The organism is Elstera sp. (assembly GCF_044372965.1).
Classification (GTDB): domain Bacteria; phylum Pseudomonadota; class Alphaproteobacteria; order Elsterales; family Elsteraceae; genus Elstera.
The window spans coordinates 1-15,228 of record NZ_JBILQX010000079.1 but is presented as its reverse complement, the minus strand read 5'-3'; the positions used below and the strand labels follow the sequence as shown (position 1 = coordinate 15,228).

15 protein-coding genes are annotated in these 15,228 nt (G+C 60.2%); 4 read left to right on the top strand and 11 right to left on the bottom strand.

The genetic code is table 11. The annotated features are described in order from the left end of the window. Window positions 1-1,397: hypothetical protein (locus ACIQ36_RS11325; protein ID WP_395829253.1), on the bottom strand; the 1,397-nt coding region annotated here is incomplete at its 3' end. 160 nt (window positions 1,398-1,557) lie between these two features. Next, window positions 1,558-2,226 (bottom strand): XRE family transcriptional regulator, encoded by a 669-nt coding sequence (locus ACIQ36_RS11320; RefSeq protein WP_395829252.1) that lies wholly within the window; start codon window positions 2,224-2,226, stop codon window positions 1,558-1,560. A 131-nt stretch (window positions 2,227-2,357) separates the two neighbouring features. On the opposite strand from ACIQ36_RS11320, the gene ACIQ36_RS11315 reads away from it, so the two are divergent. The 3 genes from ACIQ36_RS11315 (at window position 2,358) to ACIQ36_RS11305 (ending at window position 5,620) form a co-directional block, all read left to right on the top strand. Continuing rightward, on the top strand, window positions 2,358-2,876 hold the full coding sequence (locus tag ACIQ36_RS11315; protein WP_395829250.1) for a DUF6456 domain-containing protein: 519 nt from the start codon (window positions 2,358-2,360) through the stop codon (window positions 2,874-2,876). A 120-nt stretch (window positions 2,877-2,996) separates the two neighbouring features. Next, window positions 2,997-3,827: a hypothetical protein gene (locus ACIQ36_RS11310; RefSeq protein ID WP_395829248.1), complete on the top strand. Its 831-nt coding sequence runs from the start codon at window positions 2,997-2,999 to the stop codon at window positions 3,825-3,827. 380 nt (window positions 3,828-4,207) lie between these two features. Further along, window positions 4,208-5,620, top strand: a complete 1,413-nt coding sequence (locus ACIQ36_RS11305) for a methyl-accepting chemotaxis protein (RefSeq protein WP_395829246.1) — start codon at window positions 4,208-4,210, stop codon at window positions 5,618-5,620. Between the two features lie 178 nt (window positions 5,621-5,798). On the opposite strand, the gene ACIQ36_RS11300 is transcribed toward ACIQ36_RS11305, so the two are convergent. The 4 genes from ACIQ36_RS11300 to ugpB all read right to left on the bottom strand — a co-directional run bounded on the left by ACIQ36_RS11300 (window position 5,799) and on the right by ugpB (window position 9,989). Further along, window positions 5,799-6,860, bottom strand: coding sequence for a sn-glycerol-3-phosphate import ATP-binding protein UgpC (locus ACIQ36_RS11300; protein ID WP_395829244.1), 1,062 nt, complete (start codon window positions 6,858-6,860; stop codon window positions 5,799-5,801). Window position 6,861: 1 nt separating this feature from the next. Further along, window positions 6,862-7,710: a sn-glycerol-3-phosphate ABC transporter permease UgpE gene (gene ugpE, locus ACIQ36_RS11295; RefSeq protein ID WP_395829242.1), complete on the bottom strand. Its 849-nt coding sequence runs from the start codon at window positions 7,708-7,710 to the stop codon at window positions 6,862-6,864. Next, window positions 7,710-8,603 carry a sn-glycerol-3-phosphate ABC transporter permease UgpA gene (gene ugpA, locus ACIQ36_RS11290; protein ID WP_395829240.1) on the bottom strand — a complete coding sequence of 298 codons (894 nt, stop codon included), beginning with the start codon at window positions 8,601-8,603 and terminating at the stop codon, window positions 7,710-7,712. Before ugpA ends, ugpE begins: the two co-directional genes overlap by 1 nt. A gap of 72 nt (window positions 8,604-8,675) precedes the next feature. Continuing rightward, window positions 8,676-9,989, bottom strand: coding sequence for a sn-glycerol-3-phosphate ABC transporter substrate-binding protein UgpB (ugpB, locus tag ACIQ36_RS11285; protein ID WP_395829238.1), 1,314 nt, complete (start codon window positions 9,987-9,989; stop codon window positions 8,676-8,678). 369 nt (window positions 9,990-10,358) lie between these two features. On the opposite strand from ugpB, the gene ACIQ36_RS11280 reads away from it, so the two are divergent. Further along, complete coding sequence (locus ACIQ36_RS11280; RefSeq protein WP_395829237.1) at window positions 10,359-11,279, top strand: TerC family protein; 921 nt, start codon at window positions 10,359-10,361, stop codon at window positions 11,277-11,279. Window positions 11,280-11,465: 186 nt separating this feature from the next. Here the strand turns inward: ACIQ36_RS11280 and ACIQ36_RS11275 are convergent, their stop codons facing one another. The 5 genes from ACIQ36_RS11275 to ACIQ36_RS11255 form a co-directional block, all read right to left on the bottom strand. Next, window positions 11,466-11,717 (bottom strand): ribbon-helix-helix domain-containing protein, encoded by a 252-nt coding sequence (locus ACIQ36_RS11275; protein WP_395829235.1) that lies wholly within the window; start codon window positions 11,715-11,717, stop codon window positions 11,466-11,468. Window positions 11,718-11,834: 117 nt separating this feature from the next. Next, window positions 11,835-12,188, bottom strand: a complete 354-nt coding sequence (locus tag ACIQ36_RS11270) for a helix-turn-helix domain-containing protein (RefSeq protein ID WP_395829233.1) — start codon at window positions 12,186-12,188, stop codon at window positions 11,835-11,837. Further along, window positions 12,185-12,838, bottom strand: a complete 654-nt coding sequence (locus tag ACIQ36_RS11265; RefSeq protein ID WP_395829231.1) for a Smr/MutS family protein — start codon at window positions 12,836-12,838, stop codon at window positions 12,185-12,187. The genes ACIQ36_RS11270 and ACIQ36_RS11265 overlap by 4 nt, the downstream gene beginning before the upstream one ends. Before the next feature lie 199 nt (window positions 12,839-13,037). Further along, window positions 13,038-13,703 (bottom strand): lactate utilization protein C, encoded by a 666-nt coding sequence (locus tag ACIQ36_RS11260; protein WP_395829229.1) that lies wholly within the window; start codon window positions 13,701-13,703, stop codon window positions 13,038-13,040. Next, a complete protein-coding gene (locus ACIQ36_RS11255; protein ID WP_395829227.1) occupies window positions 13,703-15,121 on the bottom strand; it encodes a LutB/LldF family L-lactate oxidation iron-sulfur protein in 1,419 nt (472 codons plus the stop codon). Before ACIQ36_RS11255 ends, ACIQ36_RS11260 begins: the two co-directional genes overlap by 1 nt. Window positions 15,122-15,228 lie beyond the last annotated feature (107 nt).

Below are 15,228 nucleotides of genomic sequence, written 5' to 3'. Positions count from 1 at the left end.
AGAAACTCGACAATGCGCCGATCCACGGTTTTGATCTGCGCCATCCACTGCTGCGCGTCTTCAATGGTCATGCGCTTGGCTTTGACCTCGGCGGAGAGTTTTTGGAACGCCGCTTGCTGCGAGAGCAGATCGGCGACGGTCAGATTGAAGCGGTTCGGGATGCGGCAGAGAATCGCATGAACATCCACCAGAGACAGACCGTAGAAGAGTTTGCGTAGGCAATCGGCCCGGTTCATCATCACGGCTTGGTGGAAGGCGAGATTGCCACGCGCATCTTGCTGCAACAGCAGCGACAGGGCTGGGTTGGCGGGCGAAGGCGACGTTTTGTCCATCACAAGCAGTTCGCGTTCGGTCTCACCGCGCGCATTTTGCTTTGCGACCACGACGGGCTCGTTCACCAGCAGGCGCAGCAGGGAGGAGATATAGGCGGGCCGGTCGGCCAGAACCGCCTTCATCAGCGTGCCTTGGAAGATGCGATTCTTGCGACCGATCCGGCGATAGATATAGGCCTGGGCCTGGGCTTTTGCGAGTTGATTGTCGCCCTTAGCCGCTGCTTTACAGACCTGATCGGCAATTCCGGACAGAAACTCCAAAGCCTTTTCAAAGACATCCTTGTGTTCGGTTTCGATCATCTTCATCAAAACCGTCTCGGACCGCTTGCCGCCCGCATAATCGAAAATAGAGCGCGCAATCGACAGGCGATCCGGCATTTCCGATTTCGAATGGGTGGCGAAATAGATCATATTGCTCGATAGGCGCGCCTCATTCTCCGCAAGATCAGAGAAGAAGATGCCGGCCATAATCTCCGCTTTGATCTGTTCGTTCTGCGTTACATGGGACGGGAACGAGGCTTCGATTTCATCGATGGTCAGTTGCTTTGCCAGCAGCATGGAGTTAACCGACGGCCAGCGCGGCGTAGGTACCAAGAGGCGCGCCAGTGGGCTTTCGTCCTGATCATTTTTGCGGCAATAGTCAATTTCAAGCTGAACCAGAAGCTGAGCAATGGCGAGCGAGTCGTCATCCTCGCTTTCTTTCAAGTTGTCAGCGAGATAATGCCAAATATCATTGCTCTCTGTGTCGATGTGGTTCAGAAAGCCTGCAACTTTTTCTGCATCTGTACTTTCGGCATAGAAAGCGCACATTTGCGCAATCGGCAGCGCCATATCAATGTCGCCATTCGCCAAGCAAAATTGCAGGTAGTTTTCGCCCTTAATGCCGCGAAAATTAAAAAACATGTGCTGGGCTTCGTCTAGACGAATCCACTGCTGAAGAAAGGCCGACATATCGCCCGTCCGCCGCGCAAAGCGCGTGCGGATATCATGGTCGAGTTTCGCCATGTCCGGGCTTGCGGCCCGCGATAAGGCTTTTCCTGCTGTGTTACCCTGTCCGTCGCTCATACCGGCCTACGCCCCTTCTGGTGTCGGCGCTGCAGTCCTAGGACCGCCGTTTTCTCTCGACCCGATCTTTTTCGGATTTTGATCTTAATTCAAACTTAATACCGTATGTATGACGAGAGTCAAAGCGCTTTGCTTCGTGAACGAACGAAAGGACGGATAATCATGCTTCCTCCGAGCCGACGACACAGTGAAAGCTGGTAATTTCATTGCGCAAGATTTCTAAAAAACAGCCAGGATTGTATTGGTGCAAAATCAGCCGGTCCTCTTTGAGCTCAACATACTCCTTAATCAGCACCACCGAATTGTGTTTGATCACGACGACCGCGGCTTCCCGACGCACGGGCCGATGGGGATTGACGAACAGCAGCATGCCGGGGCGAAAGCGCGGCACCATACTGTCGCCAACCACATAGAGCGCATAAGCGTCGCGGGCCTGGGCCAAGCAGGGCGGGCGGGGGGCATAGTCGATCGGCCCGTCTTCTAAAAACATTTCCTGCTCAAGCCCCCCCCTGGCGGCCCCACGAACGGGAATAAGATCAGGGGCAAGGCCACCGCTTGCCATCGCGCGCGGGGCGCGACCGACCGGGGAGGGGCGTGAGGCGGCGCGCGCCGGAGGATTGACAGTTTCGGCTTCAGGCGCTGTCTCGGGCAGCAGATCGCGCGGCTCGACCCCCAAGGGTTGGGCAAGCCTGATCATCCACTCCAGCGTCAACCGCCGCTCGCCCCGCTCGAGGCGCATAATTTGCTGATGCGATGTTTGGGCCGCTTCAGCCAATTGTTCGAGCGTGAGGCCGCGATGGGTTCGCCAATAGCGCAGCCGATTTTCCATTCCGGCACTATAGGCTCGTTCCGTTTTGGTGCAAGAAAAGATTTCGGATTGACGGGAAATCAACCAAAATGGTACATAACAAAAACGAGAACATTTCAAGAAAGCGCGACCGAAGCGCGCAGGAGAGCCCGATGAGCGTCATACAACGAGGGTTGCGGAGTTCGCTGCGCAGTAAGGCAATCATGGCCCAGGTGCGCGGAATGAAGGTTGCTGAGGAGGAGATAGGGGGGCGGCGCGCGGGCCTCGTGCCAGGTTTGGGGACGCGACGGGAGGTGCCGCCGCGCCCGGCGAGCGCCCGCACAATGCCCGATCTAACGCCAGATCAACAGGCCGCCGCCGAGCATCTGGCCGAGGTTTTCTCGGCGGCTGAATTTGAAAGCTGGGCGCGGGGCGGACCTGGTGGCGACACGGGTGCGGCCGATCCGCTCCATCCCTCGCCGGAAGCGCTGATTGCGCGGGCGGCCTATCGCACGGCGATGCGCGCGGTCCCCGTGCTGTTATCGCCGCTGATCGTTCACGTCTGCTGTCTAGGGTTGCCGCTCGCCGATTGGGCCGAACAAAAACGCCTGGCGAAGGGGCAAGCCGAAGCGGCGCTTCGCCAAGCGCTCACCCATCTCGTTCGGCATTTCGAGGCGATGCCGTCGGCTTAGCAGAGCTTTCTAAGGTGAAGCTTTTGCGTCATGTCAAAAGTTTGCTGGTTTAAGTTGTTTTGGCTCGCGTGCCCTGCCACCATAAGCATAGGCTTTGACGGAATCGGGTAGGGGCGCGGGATGGTGCAGGGGACGGTGGTAAACGCCTCGGGTAAGAAGATCGGGCTCGCGCTGGGGGGGCTCGGCGGCTCCAATGCCCATGGTGTCGGGGTCTTGCAGGCGATGCGCACGCTCGGGCTGCGGCCCCAGGTTCTCTCCTGCACCTCCGGGATGATCGAATGGGCGGCGCGCTGGCTGAAGGGCGACGATCTGCGCACGGAACTTGAGGCGTCGATTAAGGCCGCGCGGGCCTTTCCGCCGACGATGCCGGTTGCCAATTGGCTAAAGATCGTCACCCAAGGTCTGCCGGGTGTTTTTCGGCCCGCGTTGCAAGAATATTGGCAGCGCTGGGCCCAACCCTTCGATCCGCGCGATACGAAAGCCTGGGCCGATCGGGTCGCGCCGGCGCAAACCTGGGTGCCGTTGCGCACCGATGCGGCCTTTGCCGACATCGCCGATACGTTCAATCGAGCCGACGATATTGCGATTTTCTTCAATAGCTTCGATCCTGACGATGGGTATGAAATCGTCCACGCCAATCCGGCGGGCTGGGCCTATTTGCGTACCCTTTGGCAGGCGCGCGGCCTATCGGGGGAAGGGCAAGAAGGCGTTCGGGTCGAACCTGAGCGCGCAGGTCCGCACGGCCCGCGCGTGGTCTATGAATCGATCACGGCTGAGAGTGTCCGCGATGCCCTCTGGCTTAACGCCTATGGCTTTGGTCCGAGCGAAGCGCCCCGGCAGCGTATCGACGGCGCTTACGTTCGGCAGTTCATTCTGTCCGAGATGGTGGACGCGGATATTCTCTTCATCGCCCGCCCGCAGGCTTACGCTTGGCTTGGGCGCGCGCCGTAAAACTATACGGAAATCCAGGATTTCCAAACGGAGCTTTGGTTCAATGCCACCTATGGCCAGCAGATCCACTCAATCGAAATGGTCAATGCCTGGATCAAGGACGGGAAACTAAAGGATAATGGCTATAATCAAGTACGCTTGGAGCCAATCGAAATTGCCGTTCAGAGAAGCTATTTTGAATATTTCGTAGAAGATATCGCTGTTTATGATCATGCCTACGATACTGCGCGCAAGCACATAGAGAAGGTTCTTAATGACGAGAGTTAGCGGAGGGTTTATCTCTGTTTTCGGGTGAATATACTAGCGTATTCACGCTATTCATTTGATTTTTAAGAGTGATTTAGCGGATAATCGCTGTAAGTATGCCGCTTGGAGGTCTTATGCGCGATCCCACTCCCCTTACCCAAACCGCCCAGTCGACAACCGTACAGTCGATGCGCGCCGCCGAGGCGCAGGATTTGCGGTTTCGCTTTCTCGGGATCGATGCGAAAACCTGCGCGACATTGCGGAGCCTGCTGCCGATTGTTCAGCCCCATCTGGAGCGGATTATCGAGGAGTATTTTCAAAAAATCCTCAGCGTTCCGGCGGGCAAGGCCACGTTTGGGGCCAATCCCGAAACCGCCCAGCGCATCAAAAAAGGCGCGGTCGATAGTTGGGTCGCCCAGCTTCAAGCGAGTTTTGATGCCGAGTATTTCGAAAAAGCCCGCGCCCTGGGGCATATGTTCGCTAAGATTAAGTGGGAACCGCGCTGGTTCATGGGCGGCAAAGTGTTTGTCGTCAACCGCATCATCGAAGTGCTCACCGGGCATTTCCGCTGGAAGCGCGAGACGCTGACCGAGGCGATCACCGCGGTCAACCGCGTAGCGATGCTCGATCTTGACGTGATGACCACCGCCTATCTCGACGCGATGGAAGAAAAGGCCCGCGCGCGCCGCCTGCAAATCGCCGAATCCTTCGAAGGGCTGGTGCGCGGCGTACTCACCGGGTTGCGCCAAGCCTCGCAGGATCTCGAAAGTTCGGCGGGGTCGATGGCGGCGCTGGCGGATCAAACCAATCATCAGGCGGTTTCGGTCGCCGATGCGGTGCGGCAAGCGTCCGCCAACGTCAAGAATGTGGCGCAGGCCACCGATCAACTCCGTGGATCGATTGCCGATATCGCCGAGCGCGTCACCCATTCCACCGAAATCGCCCATAAGGGCGCGGCGGCGGCGGAAGAAACCAGCGGCACGGTACAGGTGCTGGCGGAAGCTGCGCATCGCATCGGCGAGGTCGTGCAACTGATCCAGTCGATTGCTGGGCAAACGAATTTGCTGGCGCTCAATGCCACCATTGAAGCCGCGCGCGCGGGCGATGCCGGGAAAGGCTTTGCCGTGGTTGCGGGCGAAGTCAAAAACCTCGCCGCCCAAACCGCGCGCGCCACCGAAGATATCACCCAGCAGATCACCGCCATTCAATCCGCAACGGCGGAAACCGTGCGGGCGATGGCGACGATCAACAGCACCATCAGCGAACTCACTGCGATCAGCGGCACGATTGCGACCGCCGTGCAGCACCAGGAAACGGCGACCGCCAAAATCGCCCATAACTCCCTCGTCGCCGCCGAAACTACCAGCGACGTGGTGCGCACCGTTGGCCAAGTGATCGATGCGGCGGGCGAAACCGGCCAGTCGGCGGTGCGCGTCCACGGTAACGCCCGCGTGGTGGCGCGTGATGGTTCTGCGCTTGATGGCGCGGTGCAGACGTTTATCCGCTCGATCTTGGCGGACGAGCCGGAGGAGAAGGCGGCGGCGTAGGGGGAATATTGATGGGGCTTTGCCCCAAACCCCACTCAAGGGCCGGTTGGCCCCTGAGAATCCAATTACTTTTTCCTGAAATGGTCCGAGAACTTCGGAAAGCTATCCCTAAAACGGGATTCTTAAGGGCCAACCGGCCCTCAAGCGGGGCGTCGGGGCAGCGCCCCGACCAACATTCTCAGTTCACCCGCTTCCCCGTCCCCGCGTCGAACACATGCAGCGCCTGCGTCGGTGAGAGCGCCAGTTGGTCGCCGCGCGCCACCACCTGCGCGCCGTCGAGACGGGCGGTGAAGGCGGTGCCGTCGGCCAGCGTCGCGTAGACGAGGGTGTCGGCCCCGAGGGCTTCCACCAGATCAACGGTGACGGCGAAGGCCCCGCCCGAGCGCACGCCGAGATGTTCCGGGCGCACCCCGAGCAGCACCTTTCGACCTGCCGAGTCCGGCAGCGGTTCAGCCAACTCCAAGGTTGGGCCGCTGGCGAGGCGGACGGCCCCGGCCTCGGTGATCTCGCCCGGCAGCAGGTTCATGGCGGGGGAGCCGATGAAGCCCGCAACGAAAATCGTTTCGGGGCGGGCGTAGAGCTCCAGCGGCGCGCCGATTTGTTCGGCTTGCCCGTCTTTCAGCACAATCAGCCGGTCGGCCATGGTCATGGCTTCGACCTGATCGTGGGTAACGTAGAGGGCAGTAACGCCGAGGCGCTGTTGGAGCTTCTTGATCTCGACGCGCATTTGCACGCGCAACTTGGCGTCGAGGTTCGAGAGCGGCTCGTCGAATAGAAACAGCTTGGGCTCGCGCACAATCGCCCGGCCCATGGCGACGCGCTGGCGCTGCCCGCCGGAAAGCTGCTTGGGTTTGCGGGCAAGATACGGGCCGAGTTGCAGAATTTCGGCGGCTTGCGCCACGCGGGTTTCAATCTCGGCCTTGTCCATACCGCGATTTTTCAGGCCATAGGCCATATTATCGGCGACGGTCATGTGGGGGTAGAGCGCGTAATTCTGGAAGACCATCGCAATATCGCGGTCTTTCGGCTCCAGTTTGCTGACCTCGCGGTCGCCGATAGTGATGCTGCCCGAGGTGGCGGTTTCGAGCCCCGCGACGATGCGCAACAGGGTCGATTTCCCGCAGCCCGAGGGGCCGACGACGACGATAAATTCGCCGTCGCGGATGGCGCAGGAAATGCCGTGCAGAATATGCGTGTCGCCGAAGCTCTTGCGAATGGTATCGAGCGTGACTTGGGCCATCTTATTTCTCCTGTTCCACAAGGCCCTTAACGAACCAGCGCTGCATAACGAGAATCACGAGAATCGGCGGCAGCATGGCAAGAATGGTGGTGGCCATGACAATGCCCCAATCGGTTTGGGTATCGTCGCCGCCGATCATCTTTTTCATCCCGATGACAACCGTATCCATCCCGCCCGAGGTGGTGATGAGCAGCGGCCACAAATACTGGTTCCAGCCGTAGATGAACAAAATCACGAACAGCGCGGCGATATTCGTCACCGACAGCGGCAACAGAATATCGCGGAAAAATTTCAGCGGCCCCGCGCCATCGATCTTCGCGGCTTCTACCAATTCGGGCGGAATGGTCATGAAGAACTGGCGGAACAGCAGTGTCGCCGTGGCCGAGGCGATCAGCGGAATCGTGAGCCCGGCGTAAGAGTCGAGCATATTCAGATCCGCAATCACCTTATAGGTGGGCAGAATGCGCACTTCCACCGGTAGCATCAGCGTGAGGAAAATCGCCCAAAAGGCCAGCATCCGCCCCGGAAAACGGAAGTAGACCACGGCATAGGCCGAGAGCAGGGAGATGATGATTTTCCCCACGGCAATGGTCACGGCCATGATGGCGGAGTTCATTAGCATGTGCCAGGCGGGGTTTTGCGCCGTGAAGCGGGCGCCGGCGGTGAGGGCCAGCCAATAATTCTCCACCCCGTTGCTACTCGGCAGCAGGCCAACGCGCCCGGTGGCAACGTCCGCCCCCTCGTAGGTGGAGGCAATGAAGGTGTAGAAAATCGGAAAGGTGACGATAATCACCCCCAAAATCAGCACCAGATGGGCGAAGAAGGTGGCGAGCGGGCGGTTTTCGACCATTAGTAATGCACCTTCCGTTCAACATAGCGGAACTGCACGAAGGTCAGCCCAATCACGATCACCATGAGAATGACCGATTGCGCCGCCGAGCCGCCAATATCGAGCCCCACAACCCCATCGGAATACACCTTATAAACCAGAATTTCGGTGGATTTGGACGGCCCGCCGCTGGTGACGGCGTGGATCACGCCGAAGGTTTCGAAGAAGGCATAGACGATATTCACCACCAGCAAAAAGAAGGCGGTGGGTGAGAGCAGCGGGAAAACGATATCGCGGAACCGCTTACCGGGCCCTGCGCCATCAATCGCTGCGGCTTCCATCAGCGAGTGCGGGATGGACTGGAGCCCCGCGAGGAAGAAAATGAAATTATAGCTGATCTGCTTCCAGGCGGCGGCGAAGATGACGAGCCCCATCGCCTGATTGCCATTCAGCAGATAGTTCCACTCGACCCCCATGGCAATCAAGGCGCGGCCAATGATACCGATGGAGGGATGGACAACGAACATCCATGTCACGCCCGCCAGCGCCGGGGCGATAGCGTAGGGCAGCAGCAGCAGCGTTTTATATGTCGTCGCGCCCCGTACCACCCGGTCGGCACAAACCGCCAGCAGCAACGATAGGCTGAGCGAGAGGGCCGAGACAGCGGCGCTGAAAAAGAGGCTGCGTAGAAACGCATCCACATAGCGCGCGTCTTTGAACAGCGCGGTGAAATTCGCGAGGCCCGCGAACTCGGAACTGAGGCCGAAGGGGTCTTCGATATAAAGCGACTGCTGCACCGCCTGTACGGACGGCCAGTAGAAAAAGACCAGCGTTACCAGAAGTTGCGGCAGCAGCAACAGCAGCGGCAGCAGCTTATTGGAAAACGGGGCCTGGGCGGCAGATGCTGGTGTCACGATACCCCCACGGGGTCAAAAGCAAAAAAGGGCGGGAAGTGATCTTCCCGCCCCCATCGACGATGTAAAGGCTTAGTTCTTCGCGGTGCGCTCGAACCGGCGCAACTCTTCGTTACCGCTGGCAACGGCATTATCCATCGCCTGCTTCACGGTGATTTTACCGGCGAAGGCGGCTTCGACTTCATCCATGATCAGGTCGCGGATTTTCGGCAGATTGCCGAAGCGCACGCCCATGGAATTTTCGGTCGGGGCCTTGTTCTGCAGTTGCAGGATCGGCGTTTCGCGGCCCGGATTCTTTTCGTAGAAGCCCGACTTTTTGGTTTCTTCATAGGCGGCGATCGTCACCGGCAGATAGCCCGTCTGCTGATGGTTCACGATCTGCACGTCAAGCTGCGACAGATGCGTGAAGAATTTGGCGACGCCCTTATACTCGTCGGCCTTCTTGCCACCTAACACCCACAGGGTCGCCCCGCCGATGATCGAATTTTGCGGCGCGCCGGCGACATCCGGATAATAGGGCAGCATGCCGGTGGCGAAGTTGAACTTCGCGTTGCGCGCGAGATTACCCAAGAAACCCGAGGAGGTGGCGATCATCGCGCATTCGCCCGACAGGAACAGGCCTTCCGGCTGCGTGGTGCGGCCACCGTACTTAAACGTGCCGTCCTTTTGCATTTCGTTCAGCGTCTCGAAGTGCTTGATCACCGTCGGATTGTTGAACTTGAACTCCGTATCGAAACCCTTGAAGCCATTGGCTTGGGTGCCGTACGGAATATTGTGCCACGCGCTGAAGGCTTCCATCTGGGTCCACGTCACCCACGCCGTGGTGATGCCGCAGGGGTGGCCCGAGGCGCGGATTTTCTTCGCGGCATCGAAAGCTTCCGGCCAGGTTTTCGGGGCCTTTTCGGGGTCCAGACCGGCTTTGGCGAAAGCATCCTTATTGTAGTAGAAAATCGGGGTCGAGCTATTGAACGGCATCGACAGCATCTTGCCGTCGGCGGTCGAATAGTAACCAGTGATGGCGGGCAGGAAGGATTTCGGATCGAACTTTTCGCCCGCTTCGGCCATCAACTCAAACACCGGCTTCACGGCACCCTTGGCGGCCATCATCGTGGCCGTGCCGACTTCGAACACCTGGGTGATGTGCGGCGCATTGCCGGCGCGATAGGCGGCAATCGTTTGGTTCATCAGTTCGGTGTAATCGTTCGATTTGAACGTTGCGACGACCTTATAATCAGCTTGCGAAGCGTTGAACGCCTCGACGATCTGATTGACGCGATCGTTATTCGCGCCCGTCATCGCATGCCACCACTGAATTTCGACCGGAGCCGCTAGCGCCGAAACGCTGAGAACCGTACCCAGGCTGAGCGCCGCAATAAATGACCGCATGTGAGCTTCCCCCAATGAAAGTGATTGCCGTCTCTTACGCGCGGACGGTTATGGTTTTGTTACATCGCCATAACAGGTCTGTCACATAAAAAGTGTGTTAAAACTGGCTATTGCAGTGCGAAACAGGCGCAGTTGGCGCGAATCAACCCGCGTTTGCGGCCAAAACGCGCCTTCAAATGCACGCGCGCCCGTGTGAAAAAAATATCGCGAGGGGAGGCTTGAAGCGCGCGGCGGCCTGGGCCATGTACGCTCTAACCTGTGATCCGGGCCCCTCTGACGGTTGGTCGCAACCGTGATGTCGGATTATCCTCCCGGAGCCTTTTTCCGGGCTCTGATGCCGACGGGCATCACCGCAGTCGGATGATTCTTATGGATATGCCTATTTGGGCGTGGCTTGGCTTCAACGCCCTTGTTCTCGTTCTTCTCGCGTTCGACCTGGGCGTGTTGAACAAAAAAGAACGCACGATTTCCGTCCCTGAAGCGTTGCGGCTCAGCGGCTTCTATATCGCTATCGCGCTTCTGTTTAACGTCGGGATTTATTTCACCCTTGGCGAAGCCAAAGCGCTGGAGTTTTTGACCGGCTACCTTATCGAAAAAAGCCTGTCGCTCGATAATGTGTTCGTTATCGCCCTGATTTTCGGCAGCCTCGCCGTGCCGCCGCAGTATCAGCACCGCGTGCTGTTCTGGGGTATCCTCGGCGCGCTGGTGATGCGGGCCATCATGATCTTCGCGGGCACCGCGCTGATTATGGAGCTGCATTGGCTGATCTATGTGTTCGGTGGCTTCCTTATCATCACCGGGATCAAAATGGTGATCACGGCCGATAAAGAGCCCGATCCCGCGAACCACCCGATCATTCGCTTCTGCCGCAAGCACTTCCGCGTGACGGAAAACTATGAAGGCCGCGCCTTCTGGGTCCGCCGTGATAAGCTGCTGTATATGACGCCGCTGTTCCTGGCGCTGATTCTGGTGGAATTCACCGATCTCGTCTTCGCGGTGGACTCGATCCCGGCGATCTTCGCGATCACCACCGATCCGTTCATCGTCTACACCAGCAACGTCTTTGCCATCCTCGGCCTGCGCGCCCTCTATTTCGCGCTGGCGGGCATCATCCACCGCTTCGAGTACCTGAAATACGGTCTCGCCCTGGTGCTGGTCCTCGTGGGCACGAAAATGGTGCTGGTCGATGTGTGGAAAATGCCGACGCCGCTGGCCTTGGGCCTAACCGTCAGCCTCATCGGCGGCTCGATCCTGCTGTCGCTGTGGAAGACGCGGGCGAAAGCAGCGTAACTTTGCCGGGGCTCTGCCCCGGCACCCCGCCCAAGGGCCGGAGCCCTTGGGGAACCGGAACCCTCGGAGCCTCGGCTTCGGGGGTTTTTGGATTATTATGAGGTTGCTTTCCGGTTCACGGCCTTCGCTTGCTCAGGGTAAGGAAGGCCGAACGCATTTTCGCGCCAGAGCACGAACCGCACGGATTTATCCGGCCTTGGGCGTTGGACGCACGCCAATAGTTGCTTCATCGACGAGCGCCTGCAAATCGTCAGATGGCAGGTCGGCAAATTTACGGCGGGCTTCGGCCATGGTCTGGTCGAGCACGCGCCATTTTACGGCCTCTTCGATGAATTTGGACAGATCGCCTTTTTTCAGCCCCCGCTGGGCGAGGAAACTGCGCACGGCGATATCGGTATCTTTGGAGACGGAAACCGTCCAGCGGGTCATCTCGGTCATTGGAGTTCTCCTTTACACCTTCGCATGTTGCTATCAGCTTAACCTGATAAGCGCTTATCCGTAAACGGAACGGCTCCAGCCGAATGTTCGGCACGCCCCTTTCTGGGACTCTCAGATTTACGGGTTCGAAATCCGCGCCAAAATCTCCGCCAGCGTCGCCCGGTCGAGCTCCCCGATCCGCTCCGCCAGCCGGTTGGCAAGCTCGGTCGCCAGCGGGTCGAGCCCGGCGGTGTCGATGGTGACGCGGGGGTGGGAGAGGTCGGCCAAGCGCTGCATGGCTTCGGCATCGTCCCAGATCAGCCCGAAATAGTCGCAGATTTGCCGCACCAGCCCGCGCGAGGGGCGGCCGCGGTGGCCGTTCTCTAGGGCTGAGAGATAGGCGGGGCTGATTTCCAGGGCGGCGGCCATTGCGCGCAGGGAGACCTTCTTAGTCGTGCGCAGGGCGCGGCAGCGTTCGCCGAAGGGGGTCATGGGCGCGGGCCTCGTTTCGTCTCGTCCCGGTCGCGCCGGATCAGCAGATAGAAAGCGCCCGACCCGCCGTGCTGGGGTTTGGCGGAAGTAATGCCGAGAATTTTGCCGCGCAACGGCGGCTCATTCACCCATTGCGGGAGAGCGCGGCGCAGAATACCGCGCGATTCGGGTTCCGGCCAGGGGCGATGGTCGGGCTTCTCCTGGCCCTTGCCGGTAATCACTAGCACGCAGCGCCAGCCCTGCGCCCAGGCCCCCAACAGAAAATCGATCAGCCGATCTTGGGCGGCGGCCTGGGTCATGCCGTGCAAATCCAAAACCCCATCGATCTCGCGCTCGCCCTTGGCGAACCGCCGGGCGGTGGCGCGGTCGATATTATCGAGCTTGCCAACCTTGATCGGCGGTGGGCCTTTGCGCTTCACCGGCGCGGGTTCCGCCGGTTTGACAGGCGCGAGCATCGGGCCGCCGACGCTGGCGATGGGCGCTTCCGGTACTTTCGCGGGCGCAGGCGGCGGCTCCACGGGTTTCGGCGCAGGCGCGGGGCGCAGCGGCGTAATCTGCTGGGTGATCTGCTGCCACAGGGTTCGCTCCGCCTCGGTCAGCGCGCGCAGGCGACGCGGGCGCGGGGCGGGAGGCTCTTTCTTCGGGGCCATGCTTAGACGGCGGGGGCGCTGCCCCCGCACCCCCGCCTAAGGGCGGCGGCCCTTAGGGAACCGGGGGCGGGGGAGGAAGCCGTCATGAGAATCGTTTTGGCAGACTATTTTCAAAAGAAATGGGATTCCCAAGGGGCAAGCCCCTTAGGTGGGCGCATCGGGGGTGAAACCCCCGACAGGCGTTAACCTGAGTGCGCGCCTAGGCTTCGTCAAGAATGAGGATATGCAGCCGACGCGGGCCGTGCGCGCCTAATTGGATGGTCTGTTCAATATCGCCCGTGCGCGACGGGCCGGAGATCATATTCACCGTGCGCGGCAGCGCGCCGTTATCGCGGATTTTATCCCACACATCCTCGTAGCGCCCGGTGATCTGGCTGCGGTTGACGACAGCGATATGGGTGTCGGGCAGGAAATTAAGGGTGGTCGGCGACTCCGGGCCGGAGGTGAGCACCAGCGTGCCGGTTTCCGCCACCGCCCCGATAACGGGGGTGATCGAGACCAGATCCTCATTCACGGCTTTGCCGAAGCGCAGCTCCAGCGTGGGTCGGTCGGCCCAGGGCACGCTTTGCAGGGCGGGGGCGACGACGGCCTGGGCGGGCAGATTCTGCTCGGCCAGATAGGTGGCGACGGCCTCGGGCACACCAGCGCTATTGGGGATATGGCTCACGGTCGCCGAAAGCGCCTTCGCCATTTCTTCGAACAGATCGACCAGTTCGGCGTGATCCTTGTCGGTGCGGGCAAGGCCGATCTGGCGGCGGTGGGCGCTGAGGCGCTGGCGCAACCCGGCTTCGGTGGCGGGATCGAGCCCGCCGCGCCCCAAGGACCGGCGGATGGAATCGAGAATATCGGCGCGGGCGGTGCTCATCAGCGGCTCCGGCGTTTGGCGTAAAGGGCTTGGAAGGTTTGGCCTTGCGGCGCGGGCATATCGCGCACCCGCGTCCAGCCGCCCGCGAGCGGCAGGCTGGTGAAGCGGCCCTTTTTGCGCGCGGCAAGCTTCAGCCCGAAGGCGACCGTGCGGGTGAACAGCCGGTAGAGCATCGGGCGCGTGGCCAGAAAGGCCCAGGCCCCGATGCCCCAGCGCATCGCTTTGGGCGAGAGTTTCGCTTCCGTCTGCCGCTCGCGCCAATGGCGCATCATTTTCGGCAGCGGAATCTTCATCGGGCACACCTGCTCGCACTTGCCGCAGAAGGTGGAGGCATTGGGCAGATGCCCGGCTTCATCGACGCCGATCAATGTGGGGGTCAGCACCGAGCCCATCGGGCCGGGATAGACCCAGCCATAAGCGTGGCCGCCGACGGCATTATAGACCGGGCAATGGTTCATGCAGGCCGAGCAGCGGATACAGCGCAGCATATCCTGAAACTCGGACCCGAGCATACCGGAGCGGCCACTGTCGAGCAGCACCACATGATATTGCTCCGGCCCATCCGGGTCTTCTGCCCGGCGCGGGCCGGTCGAGAAGGTCGTGTAGGACGAAAATTCTTGCCCCGTCGCCGAGCGCGCCAGCAGGCGCAGCAGCGTGGTGGCGTCTTCCAGCGTGGGGACGATTTTCTCCAGGCTGGCGATGGCGATATGCACCTTCGGCAGAAGCTGGGTGAGATCGCCATTGCCCTCGTTGGTCACGATCACGCTGGTGCCGGTTTCGGCAATCAGGAAGTTTGCGCCGGTAATGCCCACGTCGGCGGCGAAATATTTCGCCCGCAACTCCGCCCGCGCTTCCTCCAGCAAGGCCCGATGCTCGTCTAGGGGACGCGCCGGGTCGAGGTGAGTGTGGGACTTGCGGAAGGTTTCGGCCACCTGGCCGGCGGTGAGATGGATGGCGGGGGCGATGATGTGGCTGGGTGGTTCGTGCCGAAGCTGGATGATATATTCCCCAAGATCGGTTTCGATCGGGGTGATGCCCTTTTGCTCCAGAAAATCATTGATGGCGATTTCCTCGCCGATCATCGACTTGCCCTTGGTCACGGTTTTGGCGTCCACCGAGCGGCAAATATCGAGAATGATCTGGCGGGCCTCTTCGGCGGTGCGCGCCCAATGGACCACCCCGCCCGAGGCGGTTACTTTGGCTTCATAGGCTTCCAGATAAAAATCGAGATGGGCGAGCGTATGATCTTTGATGGCGCGGCCCGTATCGCGCAACTGCTCCCATTCCGGCACTTTAGCGATGGTGGCGGCGCGCTTATTGATGAAGCCGCCGCGCATGTTCCCGAGGGCTTTGCGTAAGGTAGCGTCGTTCAGGGACTTCTTCGAATTGGCGACGAAAGCGTGACTGGTGGCGTGCATTGCGCTTTCTCCTAACGGGGTTCGGCTTCGCCGATGGCGGGGGCGGAGAGATCGCCCGCCAGCACTTCGGCCACATGGCGGGCTTCGATGCGCGAGCCCCGGCGCTT